Annotated in this window: 5 protein-coding genes; all 5 read left to right on the top strand. The window is 34.6% G+C overall.

Annotated features, from left to right (window positions below):
* Positions 1 to 51 precede the first annotated feature (51 nt).
* Genes ACNFU2_RS07145 through ACNFU2_RS07125 form a run of 5 tightly spaced genes read left to right on the top strand, consistent with a single transcriptional unit; the run spans position 52 to position 16398 of the window.
* Entirely contained in the window at positions 52 to 10428 is a 10377-nt protein-coding gene (locus tag ACNFU2_RS07145) for an amino acid adenylation domain-containing protein (RefSeq protein ID WP_418124438.1), read from the top strand.
* Between the two features lie 10 nt (positions 10429 to 10438).
* Positions 10439 to 12820, top strand: a complete 2382-nt coding sequence (locus ACNFU2_RS07140) for a TonB-dependent receptor domain-containing protein (protein WP_273648445.1) — start codon at positions 10439 to 10441, stop codon at positions 12818 to 12820.
* A 20-nt stretch (positions 12821 to 12840) separates the two neighbouring features.
* Positions 12841 to 14061, top strand: coding sequence for a glycosyltransferase (locus tag ACNFU2_RS07135; protein WP_273648444.1), 1221 nt, complete (start codon positions 12841 to 12843; stop codon positions 14059 to 14061).
* Between the two features lie 17 nt (positions 14062 to 14078).
* On the top strand, positions 14079 to 14801 hold the full coding sequence (locus tag ACNFU2_RS07130; protein WP_306612879.1) for a thioesterase II family protein: 723 nt from the start codon (positions 14079 to 14081) through the stop codon (positions 14799 to 14801).
* Positions 14782 to 16398, top strand: a complete 1617-nt coding sequence (locus ACNFU2_RS07125) for a cyclic peptide export ABC transporter (protein ID WP_273648442.1) — start codon at positions 14782 to 14784, stop codon at positions 16396 to 16398. The genes ACNFU2_RS07130 and ACNFU2_RS07125 overlap by 20 nt, the downstream gene beginning before the upstream one ends.
* The last annotated feature ends 6 nt before the right edge of the window (positions 16399 to 16404 follow it).

The following is a 16404-nucleotide window of genomic DNA, read 5'->3' as shown; positions in this document are numbered from 1 at the left end:
TGCATTAACTAAGGATAATTTTTAACAGAAATATCAATTATACCAAAATTTATGAAAAATTTTATTGATAAATTAAAAGAAAATAACATAGAAGTTGTATTGAAGAATGATGATTTAGAAATCATTTCCACGAAAGAGAATATTCCAACTGAGCTTTTGAAGGAAATAAAAATAAATAAAGATTCTTTAGTTCAATTTTTTAAAAATAAATCACTCTCAAATGTTTCTGTAGATGAACAAGGTAATATCCATTACAGAACATCTCATGTTCAAAGGGAAATATGGATAACATGCCAGGACCCTACAGCATCCATAACCTACCACTTACCTTCAAATTTCTATATTCGGGAAACTTTAGATCTTGAATTATTAAAAAGGGCATTGAATTTTGTTCTAAACAAATATGAAATTTTAAGAACCAATTTTAAATTAAATGCTTCAGGAGATTTGGAGCAAATAATCCATCATAAAGTAGAAGCGGATATACATGAAGTCGATTATACTCATGGTAATTATGGGGACGGGATGGATTTTATCAATAAAGATAATCTTGTAAATTTTGATTTAGAAAACGGTCTGCTTTTACGATGTTATTTAATTCATCTTCCTGAAGGAAATAGCATTTTCTATTATAATATACATCATATTATAGCGGATGAATGGTCCGTTAAGATATTTGAAAATGAAATATTCTCAGTATATAAGGCCTATTTAATCGGGGCTGAGCCGGAAAAAGAAGTAAAATATCAGTATAAGGATTATATTGACTGGACCTATGAACAATTGTCAGCTTCAAAGGATCACAAAAAATACTGGCAGGATGTTTTGTTACCGTTACCGGAAGTAGTTCAGTTTCCTACAGATAAGATAAAACCATCTTTCAAAACCTATGACAGTGTAGCTTTTCAGATGTTTTTATCCCTTGAGAATACCAAGCTGCTTAGTAATTTGGTGCAGAAACGTCATGGAAGCCTTTTCATGGGAGTTCTTACAGTGTTAAAGGCATTATTGTACAAATATACCCACCATGAAGATATTATTGTAGGATCCCCGATGGCTATCAGGGAAAGAGATGAATTTTCTCAGCAGATCGGTTATTTTTTAAGAACATTAGTGTTAAGAAATAAAGTAAGTTCTACAGATAGCTTTAATACTTTCTTTGAAAAAGTTAAAGAGAACCTGATCTCCGCTTATGAGCATTCCATATATCCGCTGAGTGAGATATTGAATGATATTGATTTTAAAAGAGATCAGTCTAAAAGCTCAATTTTTGATATTTCAATTACATTTCATGAAGCCACAACAGATCCTTATTCAATACATGAAATAGTAACAGATAATATTCAGGAATTTAAAGGAGGTAACTGTAAGAATGATATTGAGTTTCACTTTGGTGTTATTAATGACCAGTTATACATCAAAGTAAACTATAATAAGGATCTGTATGATTCAGATATTATTCAGAACTTTATAAAACATTACAAAGAATTACTATTAAAATTTATTGACTCTCCCAATACTCCTTTATCAGAATTAGAATATGTAAGCTCTGCTGATCGGGAAGTATTGCTAAAAGAATTTAATGATACTTCTGTTTCATACCCTGACAATCAAAATATTGTTAGTTTATTTGAAGAAGAAGTGGCCAAAAATCCAGATTCAAGAGCTGTTGTTTTCGAAGATACAGTATTAAGCTACGAAGAGCTGAATAATAAAGCGAATGCTTTAGCTTATCGTCTTCAGGTGGATCATGGAATCAAGAAAGGCGATTATGTAGGAGTAATGCTTAATCGTGGAGAAAATCAGATCGTTTCTATTCTTGGGATATTGAAACTAGGAGCAGTTTATGTACCTATAGATGCGAATCTTCCAGAATCCAGGAAAGAAGTGATGACTTCTGATTTATCTTTACTGATCACCGAATCTTACTATTTCTTTGACCTTGATTTCTATTCTGGTGAATCTTTTTCTATAGATTTAGAATTTACAGAAGAAGATGCCTCAGGGTTTACATCAGAAGTTTTAGAAAGAGATGATATTGCATACATCATATACACTTCCGGTTCTACGGGAGAACCAAAAGGAGTTTTGAATACTCATGGCGGTATTTTGAATACAATGTTATTCCAGAAAGAATTCTTTGAAGTTTCCTCTTATGAGAATGTTGCTCAGTTTGCTTCTTTTTCATTTGATGCTTCTATTTCAGAGATTTTTATGACGTTGCTAAGTGGTAAGAGTCTTCATATTTTGAGTGATTCAGTGAGAAAAGATGTTTATGCCTTTGAAGAGTATGTAAACAATCATTCCATTGATCTGGTAACACTGCCACCGGCATTTTTCAGTTTACTGAATGTTGAGAGACTTCAGGGATTGAAAGGTTTAATAACCGCAGGAGAATCAGCAATTATTGGTAAGACGAAAGAATATCTGAAGTATGGAACTTTTTACAATGCTTATGGTCCTACAGAGACGAGCATCTGTGCTACCGTACATAAACTTGAAAAGGGGAGTGATTTAGCTTCTTCTACCATACCTATCGGTCAGCCTATCGCCAATACGCAGATTTATATTTTAGATGAGAATAAACATTTGGTTCCTGCAGGAGTAAGCGGGGAGATGTATATCTCTGGAGCTGGATTGGCTCAGGGTTATTTAAATAATCCAGAGCTTACCGCAGAGAAGTTTGTAGACAATCCATTTATTCCGGGTACGAAGATGTACCGCACAGGAGATTTAGGAAAATGGCTAGCTGATGGTACAATAGAGTATCTGGGAAGGATTGACCATCAGGTAAAGATCCGTGGTCATAGGATAGAGCTTGGAGAGATCGACAGCCAGGTGCTTTCTTTCAGTGAATCGATTAAATCTGTTGTTACAGAAGTAAAAGAACATGAAGAAGATAAGAGTTTGGTGGTGTACTATGTAAGTGATACCCCGATTGACAAGCAGGATCTGGCGAGACATCTGGAGAGCAAGCTTCCACAATATATGTTACCCGGCTTTTATGTGGAACTTGACCAGATTCCTTTAACAAGCAATGGAAAGGTTGACAGAAAGAGTTTACCAGAAGTAAGTTCAGAAGATCTTATTACCACAGAATATGTTGCAGCTACCAGTAAAGAAGAAAAGGTATTAGTCTCTGTCTGTGAGCAGGTCTTGAAACACAGTCCGATCAGTATCCGTGATAACTATTATAATTTAGGAGGAGACTCCATAAAATCCATTCAGATAGTTTCCAGACTTCGTCAGCAGGGTTATAGTCTGAAGGTAGAACATATTTTACAGTATCCTGTATTAGAAGAGCTGGCGTGCTATATGACAACAGATGTTGCTAAAATCGACCAGTCTGAAGTTACAGGAGAAAGTATTCTAACTCCTATCCAGAGGTATTTCTTTGAAAGTGAAGGGATCACCAATAAAAATCATTATAATCAGTCTGTTATTTTAAAAAGCAGTGAAAGACTGTCGGCTTCTGTTTTAGAAACTTCCTTAAAATGTCTTGTAGAGCATCATGATGCTTTAAGAATGATGTATAGTCATAAAGACGGGAAATGGAATCAGTATAATTCGGGAATTGATGGCGTACATTACCGTTTAGCGTCTTTTGATATCCGGGACAGTGGCAGTGAATCAGAAGAATTATTCCAATTACAACAAATAGGAAAGGACCTTCAGAGTACAATCAACATAGAGTCTGGAGTTTTATTCCATGTGGGTCATGTTTCCATGAGTGATGGGGACCGTATCATTTTAGTTGTTCATCATTTGGTAATGGATGGTGTTTCGTGGAGAATTTTGCTGGAAGATTTAGGTAATTTATATGAGTCAGAAATTAGAGGACAACAATATTCTCTGCCCTCTAAAACGGATTCCTTCCAGAGTTGGGGTAAAGCCTTGGATGAATACAGCAGAAGTTTGGAACTATCCAAAGAGCGTTTATATTGGGAAGGCGTAGAATCTGAAAACTATACAGCTCTTGTTACAGATTATCCTGTAGAAGGCAAACAGGTTTTAGATAAAAGCTTAGGTTTTAGTTTAAGTACTGATGCTACTAAATTATTACAGACTCGTGCAGGGAGGAAATACAGTGCAGAGATCAATGATGTTTTACTGACCGGTTTGGCATTGGCTTTACAGAATCAGTTTGGGGTTAGCAAGACCAAGGTATTAATGGAAGGACATGGTAGGGAAGTGATGAACACAGGACTTGACATCAGCCGGACGATAGGTTGGTTTACCAGTGTATATCCTTTTAACCTTGATATCAGCGATAACAGTCAGCCTGCTTTGGTAAGTGTAAAAGAAGGTTTACGAGGTATTCCAAACAAAGGGATTGGTTATGGTATTTTGAATTATCTGGGTGATGCATTTTCTTCAACAAGTAATCCTTCCATACAGTTCAATTACCTTGGAGATTTTAATGAAATTGGAGATTCTGAAACTGAAGGGAAGCGCTCCTTATTTGATTACAGTTCCGAAAATATAGGCTCTTCTGTAGATTCTGCTAATTTATCTACAGATCTCTTGTTGGATGTCTCAGGAATGACGGTGAACGGAGTGATGAGTATCAATATCCGTTTTTCAGATAAATTATTTACAGAAAATACGATACAAAAACTTTTATTCGCTTATCAGTCTCACCTGGAAGCTATAGTGAAAGAGAGTGAAGATTCATCTGTGATTCTAACTCCATCAGACCTTACTTACAAAGGATTATCATTCAGCACCATTGAGGAGATCAGTAAAGGGAATGATATAGAAGATATTTATGAGCTTTCCCCGATGCAGCAGGGCTTGTATTACCATTGGCTGGTAGACCCTCACGGCTCAATTTACTATATGCAGACCTCCTATCGTATTAAATCATCTGAACTGAACTTATCTCTGGTAGAAAAAGCATTTGGAATGTTGCTCAACCGTCATTCCATTCTTCGTACTTCCTTTGAAAACCGTTATGGAGAAGTGCCTTTACAGATTGTTCATAAAAAAGCTCATGTAGACTTCAAACATTTGATATTAGAATCGGAACTTGAACTGGACAATATAAAGCAAGGGGATGTAAACCGAGGCTTTGTTTTAAGTGAACCTACACAAATGCGTTTGGTTATTGTGGAGTTACCGGATGGCTATTATGAATTCATCTGGAGTCACCATCATATCATTATGGACGGCTGGTGCCTCAGTATTCTGATCAATGATTTTTCCGCAATTTTAAGTTCTTTGGAACACGGAACAGAAATAAATCTGCCGGAAACCAAGAAATATTCGTCTTATATTGAGTGGTTAAGAGAAGTAGATGACCAGGAAACAATGAAATATTGGGAATCCTATCTTAGCGGTGTTAACGTGCCAGCAGTAATTCCGTTTGAACGAGACCGTGCTTCTGCCAACGAACCTAAGATAATTGTAAGCAATAAGATTAAAATTGAAGGAGATTCTTTCAAAGGAATTGAAAAATTATGCAAGAATATTGGAATTACGATCAACACGTATATTCAGGGAGTCTGGGGATATCTGCTTTCCAGATATAACGGATCAGAAGATGCTGTATTTGGAGCAGTAGTGTCTGGCCGCCCTCCTGCACTGGAAGATGTTGAAAATATTGTAGGACTATTTATCAATACCATTCCGATCAGAGTAAAATATAAAAAGGAAGATACAGTTAAAGAATTTTTCCTTGATTTACATACCAAGTCCATTCAAAGCAGTCCTTATCATTATTCTAAACTTTCAGATATCCAGACAATTTCGGGGTTAGGAAATAACATGATTAACAATATCATTGTTTTTGAAAATTACCCTGTTCAGGACTCTATCATGGACAACTATGTGGATAATGAAAGCAGCTCATCAATTGAAGAGATCAAAAACGTAGAAGTAGTTGATGAAACCAATTATTACTTTTTGATTACTGTATTCCCATCAGAAGACTCGGTAATGCTTGATATTAAATATGATGCTTCTGTCTTCAACAGAGTATTAATGGATAACATCGGAATGCATTTTACTAATTTGTTAAAAAATATATTCATTGATGGCGAAAGAAAAATTTTAGAAGCTGGTTATTTAGGCGAGAATGAGAAAAAACTTTTATTAGAAGATTTCAACAATACCACTTCTTTTTATCCTGAGAATCAAAGTATCGTTAGTTTATTTGAGGATCAGGTAAAGCAGACTCCTGATCATACTGCAATTATTTATGAGGATCTGAAATTAAGTTATGCCGAGTTAAATGATAGGGCGTCTAGCCTTGCCTGGGAATTGCAGAATACCCATGGAATAAAAAAAGGCGACCATGTAGGTGTGATGCTTAACCGTGGGGAAAATCAGGTCATTTCTATCCTGGGAATATTAAAACTGGGTGCAGTGTATGTGCCGATTGATGCCAACCTTCCTGAATCCAGAAAAGAAGTGATGACCTCCGGTTTGACTTTACTGATCACTGAATCTTACTACTTCTTTGATCTTGATTTTTATTCCGGTGGATCTTTTTCAATAGATTTAGAATTGACAGGAGAAATTAATTCAGAATTTAATTCTGAAGTTTTAGAAAAGGATGATATTGCCTATATCATTTATACATCAGGCTCTACTGGGGAACCAAAAGGTGTGATGAATACCCATGGAGGTATACTCAATATGACACAGTTTCAAAAGGAATTCTTTGGAGTCTCTGCTTACCACAATGTAGCGCAGTTTGCCTCTTTTTCTTTTGATGCATCTATTTTCGAGATTTTTATGACCTTACTTTGTGGAAAGTCCCTTCATATTCTTAGCGATGTAGTTAGAAAAGATTCCTTTGCCTTTGAAGAATATGTAGAGAAGCATTCTATTGATATAGTAACGCTGCCTCCTGCATTCTTCAACTTACTCAATGTAGAGAAGCTTCAAAACCTGAAAGCAGTAATTACAGCTGGAGAATCGGCAGTTATCGGGAAGACAAAAGAATTTCTTCAGCATGGTACTTTTTACAATGCTTACGGGCCTACTGAGACAAGTATTTGTGCTACTGTGCATAAAATAGAAAAAGGAAGTGATTTGGCATTATCAATCATACCCATTGGTAAGCCCATAGCAAATACGCAAATTTATATTCTGGATTCCGATAAAGACTTGGTGGCTGTGGGGGTAACAGGAGAAATTTATATCTCAGGAGCAGGTTTGGCAAAGGGATATGTTAATAATCCTGAACTTACCTCTGAGAAGTTTATAGAAAACCCATTTATACCGGGTACTAAAATGTATCGTAGCGGGGATACGGGAAGATGGCTTCCTGACGGGACTATTGAATATTCTGGCAGGATCGACCGCCAGGTAAAGGTTCGCGGACATCGTATTGAGTTGGGAGAGATCGACAGCCAGGTAATTTCTTACAGCCATGCCATTAAGACTGCCGTTACAGATGTGAAAGAGCATGAAGGTGATAAAAGCATTGTGGTATATTATGTAGCAGATACTGAGATTGACAAAGACGAATTAACCAAATATCTGGAGGAAAAATTACCACAGTATATGGTGCCGAGCTTTTATGTTGAGCTGGAAGATATTCCTTTAACCAGCAATGGGAAAATTGACCGTAAAAAACTGCCTGATGTTTCTTCTACCGACCTTATAAAGAATGAATATGTTGCTCCTGTTACACCAGCGCAATCTGCTTTGGTAGAAGTTTGTGAACAGATTCTGAAACACAGTCCTATCAGTATGAAGGATAATTATTATAATCTTGGAGGAGAATCCATCAAATCTATTCAGATTGTATCAAAATTAAGACAAAAAGGATATACCCTGAAAGTAGAGCATATTTTACAGTATCCTGTTTTGGAAGAAATGACTAAGCATATTACAAGCGAAGTCTCAGCAATAGAACAATCTGTCGTAAGTGGAGAGATCAGCCTGACACCTATTCAGCGTAGTTTTTTTGAGGATGAAAAGATTGTTAATAAAAATCATTTTAATCAATCCGTTGTATTAAAAAGCACTGAAAGACTCTCAGGTTCAATTTTAGAGAATTGTATAGAGCAGCTGGTCAATCATCATGATGCGATGAGGATGATGTATACTAATGAGGAAGGTAGTTGGAGACAATTCAATTCCGATATATCCGGTAAGCATTATCGATATGAGTATTTTGATATCACTTCAAGCACATCAGAAACAGAAGAACTTGAACGTTTAGAAGATATTGGAATAACACTTCAGACTTCAATAGACATCACTTCGGGGATTTTGTTCCATGTAGGACATGTGTCTATGAGTGACGGCGACAGAATTCTGTTAATCCTTCACCACCTGGTTGCGGATGGAATATCCTGGCGTATTCTGTTGGAAGATCTTAACAATCTGTATGATTCGGCTATATTAGGAAATGTATATATCCTTCCAGCTAAAACACATTCCTTCCAAAAATGGAGTAAAGTGTTGGAGGAATATAGTACCAGCTCTTCTCTAGGAAAAGAACGTGCTTACTGGGAGAGCATAGAATCCGTAGATTATCAAATGATTCCTACAGATTATCCTTTAGCAGAAAATCAGGTTTCTGATAGTAGTATGGGATTCTCTTTTGATCAAGAGCAGACTCATTTATTACAAACCAATGCAGGCAAGAAATATAATGCTGAAGTTAAAGATATTCTGTTAACAGCAATGGCTATGTCTCTGCAGGAACATTTTGGGATAAGCAAAACTAAGGTGCTGATGGAAGGACATGGTAGAGAGAACATTTCTGCTGATGTAGATGTAAGCAGGACAGTAGGTTGGTTTACAAGTGTTTATCCTTTTTCATTAGATATTGGTGATCAAACCAAACCTTTTATATTAAGTGTAAAAGAAGGCTTAAATAACATTCCCAAAAAAGGGATTGGATATGGAGTTCTTCACTACCTGAATGAAAAAATTAAATCCTCATCGGATCCGAGCATATGCTTTAATTTTATGGGAAGTTTTGATGATGCAGGAGGTGTTAACAACAAAAAAATGAGGCTTGATTTCTCATCAGAAAGCATAGGTACAGCGGTTTCTGCTGACAATTTGAAAACTTCTATTTTACTGGATGTTTCAGGGATCATAGTTTCCGGAGTGCTATCTGTAAATATCCTTTATTCAAAAAACATATTTCATGAATCTACAATCGAAAAACTATCTCAATTGTATAAGAAAAATATGATAAAGATTCTGGAAGAAAATGAAAATGAAAGCAGCAATGAATGGCAATATGGAGATACAATGACGTTGTCTCCTAACCAATATCATCTGTTCAGGAATAAATATTCATCAGTAAACTTTAATATAGACATACAAAGATTTGATGAAAATAATTTTGAACATACCCTTAGAAAGTGCTTTTCCAGATTTCCTTCTTTGATGACGAAATATGAGCAGGATCAGCTCCAGGTTTTACAACGATATATCTCCGAAACAGAAGTAGCTATAAAAATACATATTGAAAGCTTACAGGTGAGGTCAGAAGAGGATATTAAAGCTATTGGAAAAGAGTTTATATTCCAGCCGTACGACTTATTTGAGGGCGAACTGATAAGAGTTTTTGTTGTTAAAACCGAAACTTCCGGTACTCCACAAGCTTCGTTATTTTTCGGAATACACCACTCCTTATTGGATAATTATTCATCTAATTATTTAAAACATGAATTGGAGGCTTACTTTAATTCTGGTAAAGAAATTAGTATGCAACCTCACCATTTTACCTTTATTGATTCCCAGGAGAAATTTTTAAAATCCGATGACGGGATTGAACTTAGAAATAATCAGGTTAATTCCTTATTGACAACTCCTTTGTATGAAAATAAAGATTCCGGTAGTGACCATGTTTTCTTCCAGAATTTTATGATCAAGGAAGCTTTTATTAAAAATGAAGATTTCGTACATCTTAGGGTAGTATCTAAAAAAGCGTCTGTTCCTATGAATGCTCTATGCCTGTCGGTATTTTCCAGAATTATGACCGATTATAAAAGTCCAAACAAAAATTTATTCGGAATGCTAAGCAGTAATAGAGAAAGTTCGGAGTATGGTAATATGATGGGGGTATTAACTAATCTTGTTATGGTTTCACATGCTGATTCTGAAAATTATTCAATTGAGGAAATGATGAAGAACTATGTAAGAATGATTGAGTGCAGATCAGTGCAAAAAATTCCATATCAAGTCATTAGACAGGATATAGAATCCATGGAAAGTAAAGATATCGAAAAAAATATTTTTGGATTTTATAGCTATTTAAGCCAGAATGAAGAAAAAGAATATGATTATTTTAATGAATACATGGAAGAAATGACAGAATTTGACGGAATTAATCTGAAAGCCTTTGAATATTCTAATGGAGTCTTAATTCAATTATCACAACCCGCATCTACTGCCAGTATTGATTTTCCAAAGTATATTAAAGAATTCACAGACTTTTTAAAAACGCAGTAATTACATATTTATGAAAAACGTTAAACTACTACATCTTTTAATTTTACTATTTCCTGTTCTACTTTATTCGCAATATAAAATAGAAGGAAGGGTATTAAACAAAGAAAAAGAACCTGTAAAAAATGCAGAACTTCTTTTTAAAACTACTCCTTCAAATAATAACAGGAAAGTAATGACAAATGATGGAGGAAACTTTAGTATAGAGCTCATAAAAGGTAAATACATACTGACCGTTAAAAACTCCGAGTATACCTCTTTTGAAAAAGAAATAATCATTAATTCGGATACTAAATTGGCTGACATAGAGTTGGTAACCGTATCTAAATTAATAGAAGAGGTTAAACTGACTTCTTCACCCAAAATGATCACCCATAAACTGGACAGGACCGTGTTTAATGTTGAAAACAATGCTCTTGCGAACAAGGGGAATATTTTCGAGACGATGAAATCTGTACCGGGGCTTGTTTTGAAAAATGATCAGATATCAATGCTTGGAAGGGACGCTGTTAAAGTAATGATTGACGGGAGAATGATCAATTTAAGCGGAGATGATTTGAAAAACTTTTTAAAATCTATACCAAGCGAAAACATTAAATCTGTAGAAGTCATTAGTAACCCATCAGCCAGGTATGAAGCCGAAGGAAACAGTGGAATTGTGAATCTTGTTCTTAAAAAGACCAAAAAGAATTCATGGAATAACAATACTACTTTGACAACTGATGTTGCAAAAACAAAATATATCTTACAGACAGTAAATAACAATTTTACCTATCAGAAGAATAAACTCAGTTTTTTACTCAACACGGGATATAGCTACGGTGACACCTTTACAAAACAGATGTCGGATATTTTCTTTTCGGATCCCTATTTCTTAACGACAGAGCAAAAGTGGAATTATAATCAGTTCTCCGGGAGGTTTTTGATAGATTATGACATAATGCCCAAAACAAAGATTGGATTACAGTATCTGGGAGGAGTATACAACAATTACGTTGACGATAATGTAAATACAGCTGTAGTTAACAACGCAAACGTGCCTCTTTATTTTCTGAAAGGAGATGGACATATCCGTGATAAAAATAATAATCACTCATTGAACCTTCATTTGGAACAGAAGTTAGATACCCTGGGAAAAAAGTTAAATATAGACTTGGATTATCTTAGCTATGTAACAGATAGGAATAATACCATCCTTTCCAATCAATATAATCCGGATTACAGTTTTGAGGGAATTAATTTCTTTAATAGAGGGATTTCAAACCAGGATATTAATAATTATAGTTTAAAATTTGATATTGAACATCCCGGAAAATTCATGAATCTTAACTATGGAGGTAAAGTAGGATTTACAGGAACCAATTATTTACTCAATAATTATGATCTTACTTCCAATAATACTCTAACTCAATCAGATCAGTTCAAATATGATGAAGCGATTCAGGCTCTCTATTTTAATGCAACAAAGAAGTTTTCTGATAAATGGGAGGGACAAATAGGATTGAGAACAGAATATACACAGACCAAAGGACATTCTGTCATCTTAGATCAGACTGATTATAATAAGTATTTGAAATTATTTCCGTCAGTATTTATCAAAAATACAATTAATGAAAATAATAGCTTATTATTAAACTATTCCAGAAGGATACAAAGACCATCTTATGGGCAGCTAAACCCGGCAAGATCCTATATCAACAGCCAGATTTCTTCTATGGGTAATCCATATCTGAAGCCATCTTATGTAGATAATATTGAACTTTCCCATACTTATAAGAGCCTGACTTCCAAATTGGCTTTTAATGTAAATTCAAATGCATATAATGTGTTCTTTAAAATGAATGATGAAACTAAAGAGCAGATCGTAACCTTTGATAATTATTTTAAAAGTTATGGCTATTCTTTATCGGAAACGTATGAATTTAATGCCCTTGCATGGTGGAAAAGTTATGTTACTCTTTTCCTGAATTATTCCCAGTCAAAAAAGACCCAGGATATTAATCTAGTTTTGAGGAACGGATTTGAGTTTTTTGGAGCCCTTAATAATTCATTGACTCTTAATCAATCAAAAACCTTGACCCTGGATATCAATTACTGGTACGGATCATCATCTAATCAAAATTTGTTTCATTACTCTGATGCCAATTCATTAGATATGGCTCTTTCTTACAAGACGCCCTATAAAGGATTAAATCTAAGCATTGCAGCGTACGATATATTTAATTCCAGTCCACGGACCATGCTGTCGGAAATTAACGGGATCGCACAGACTTATAAATCGTTCGCCAATAATAGATTCTTTAGATTTTCCATCAACTATAGTTTTGGAAATGATAAAATTTCCAAAGGAGAAAGAGCACTTGGAAATGAAAGTGAAAGAGAGAGAAGCAGATAACCATAAAAAACAATAACCTTATGAAAAAAATATTGGTTTATACGGATGCATTTAGAGGAAATATAATTCCTACGCTGGGAATCAGTGAAAAACTTCATCAGATGGGGGCCCATGTTCATTATATCGGTGTACCTGATGTGACAGAAATAATATCCGGGACATCATTTCCATACACATCTATTTTTGGGGATTATTATCCGAAAGGCAGCAAATATGAGTCTGGTAAAATCAATGCGGATGTTATTCGTACAATTATCGATGGTGGTCTTGATGAGCTGATGCAGGATTTTAATCCGTCAGCTATTCTTTTTACAGCCTATAATCCAATAGAAGCAGCCACTTTCTATTTGAAATATAAGATAAAAACATTCCTGGTATATTGCCACTTTCCTGTTGATAACGATTTCAGTAAAACATCATTTACAGAAAAGGTAAAAGAATGGAGCATCAATATGCTTATGGATGATGCCAACCTGGAATCTACTAATCTTCTGATTAATTACCTTATCGATAAAGGATATGCAATGAATTCTCTGAACGATGTTTTATGTGTTTTTGAAAACTTCTATAATGTAGTACCTGCCTCAAAAGAATTCTTAATAGAAAATGCAGTGGTTAATGGAAATGATATGTATGTAGGACCTTGTATCCCTGAGCAGAATATTTTTCATTTACATTATGATATGGATAATCTTGAAAATGAGATTTCTAAACAGAAGAAATCTGGAAAAAAGTTGGTTTATTGTTCATTAGGTTCATGGGCCGAACAAATTGATAACGAAAAAGCACAATACATTACGCAAACACTTATCGATAGTTTTCGACAGGAATCTATGGAAGATTATATCCTTAATATATCGGTCGGAAACTTATTTGATAACTATAAATCTCAGGCTTCAGATAGCATAAGAATTCACCATTGGCTTCCTCAGGTGGCCATGCTTCAACATTCAGACCTTGCCATCATACATGGCGGAATGGGGGGGGTTAAAGAATGCATCATGCATGAAATTCCGATGGCTGTTATTCCATTAGGGCTTGACCAGTTTGAAAATGCAGATAGGGTAGCTGCCCACCAATTAGGAATAAAAATAGAAACTCATTCGATAAATAATTCAGGAATCATTTCAGCAATCAACAAGCTTCAGAATGATACCATTATAAAAGATAGTTTATCTAAAATGAAATCCAGTTTTGAAAAAGCATCGCAAGATGATGCATGGACAAAGTTTAACCCCTAAACACCAACCCCTAAATAATGAATAAACAGCTTTTTTTGCTACATTTTGCAGGCGGAAATAAATATTCTTACAATTTTTTACAAAAAACAATAACCTCCGACATCGAATTTATTCCTATAGAACTGCCGGGTAGAGGAGAAAGATTTAGAGAAAGTTTAATAACCGGAAAAAAAGAAGCAATTGATGACCTTTTTCTGCAGATAAAAAAAAAGAGGAACGGTTCTCCTTTTATCGTATTAGGACATAGTATGGGAGCCTTGCTTGGCCTTTCTGTTACCCGGATGCTTGAAGAAGATCATGATTTCCCGGAGTTTTTAATGGTATTAGGAAATCCGGGGCCTTTAAAAAATCATAAAATTCCTATCAGATACAATTTAGATGATGATACTTTCAAAAAAAGAATATCAGAGATGGGTGGAATTCCAATCGAAATCCTTGAAAACCACGATGCATTTTCTTTTTTCGCTAAAATCATGAGGGCTGATTTCGAATGCATAGAAAAAGAACAGGGTTTTGAAAATGATGTCGTCATTAAAACACCCATTTATGCGATGATGGGCAGCGAAGAATCACTCAATACAAAAATTGAAAATTGGAGAGGATTTACAGAGTCTCAATTTCATCATTCAATATTGCCTGGAAATCACTTTTTTATTCATGATAACGGACCAGAAATAGGAAAACTCATTAACCATTGTTTTAAATTAAAAGAATCAAATTATGTTAAAAATAAAATCTAAACACATCATCTTAATATCTGTATATGCGGTTATAAGCAGTTTACTGAGTTTTGCTATTATTTATATAATAAACAATACACTGTCTAATCAGCTTTCGGCAAGCAGCTATATTTATATAACCTTTTTTGCTTTTGTTGTCTATGCTTATTTATTAAGTATCTTTTTTCAGAGAGAGCTCAATAAAATAACCTTTGAATTGCTTTCCCAATTAGAAAAGAAATTATTCCAGAAAATACTGGATACACCATTGATAAAAATCGAGAAATTAGGAACTCAGAGGTTTTATACAGCTGTGGAAGATACAAGAACATTTTATTCACTGCCGGCTGTGGTAACTGCAGCATTCTCCTCTTTACTGATGGTAATATTATGCCTTTTCTATCTCGTCAAATTATCTCCGGTATCTGCGGTAATTATTCTTGTTGCGATTTTGATAATTGCTGGAATCTATTATTTAGTAATGAATTCCTTATCAAAGTCGATAGAAAAGGTGAAAAAATATAATGAGCATTATTTCGGGTATGTACAGGACGTGATCAGTGGTTTTAAAGAATTAATGATCAGTGATAAAAGAAGAAAGAAACTGCTTGAAAACTATGTATATGAAAACAGGACTGCATCCTATGCGTTGGATTTTAAAATTAGTTTTTCCTTTTTATCAATAGGGCTTATCAGTCAGTATGGGATGTACATTATAATGGGTATTATTCTTTTTATATTACCTGAATTAGGATGGCTGAAAAGAGAATTTGTAATTCCATATGTACTGGTTTTATTATTTATTGCTGGTCCTATTAATAACCTGATCAATCTTCAGGATGTGGTCACCAGACTGTTTGTAGCGAACAAACGTCTTGAAACATTTTATGAGGATTTTAAAAATGAAAAGATTGTTAATGTACATAATAAAGAACTGGCTGCCGACTTTTCAAAATTAAATTTTAGGAATATTCATTTTAACTATAAAAATGATAATGCAGATGCTAATTTTGAGTTAGGGCCTATCAACCTTGAAATTAACAAAGGAGAAGTTATCTTTATTGTAGGAGGAAACGGAAGCGGTAAAAGTACTTTTATCAATATTCTTTCAGGTTTGTATGTTCCTGACCAGGGGGATATTTTTTTTGACGGTGAAAAAATAAATTCAGAGAAGGAAATCCAGAATCTTATTTCTGCTGTATTTACCAGCAATCACCTCTTTTCACAAAATTATGATGATTATATACTGGAAAATAATCCAAAATATAAAATATTACTTGAAACATTTAAACTTGAAAATATCGTAAAAGACGATTCAGAAGAATCTGCCAGAAGAAGTTTTTCAAAAGGTCAAAGCAAAAGGATGGCGTTGATATTTGCTTTATTGGAAGACAAACCGATCGTAGTACTGGACGAGTGGGCGGCAGATCAGGATCCGTATTTCAGAAAATATTTCTATGAAGAATTGATTCCCAAATTGAAATCACAAGGTAAAACCATCATTGCTGTTACTCATGACGATAGATATTTCCATTACTGTGATAAGCTTTTGAAATTTGATTACGGTAAAATCGTGAAAGAAGATATTCCTGCAAATTTTCAAAATGCTTACTTTTAATACCAT

This window comes from Chryseobacterium sp. PTM-20240506, from assembly GCF_048296755.1.
Classification (GTDB): domain Bacteria; phylum Bacteroidota; class Bacteroidia; order Flavobacteriales; family Weeksellaceae; genus Chryseobacterium; species Chryseobacterium proteolyticum.
The sequence above is the reverse complement of the archived record's forward strand: the minus strand, read 5'-3'. Positions and strand labels throughout refer to the sequence as shown.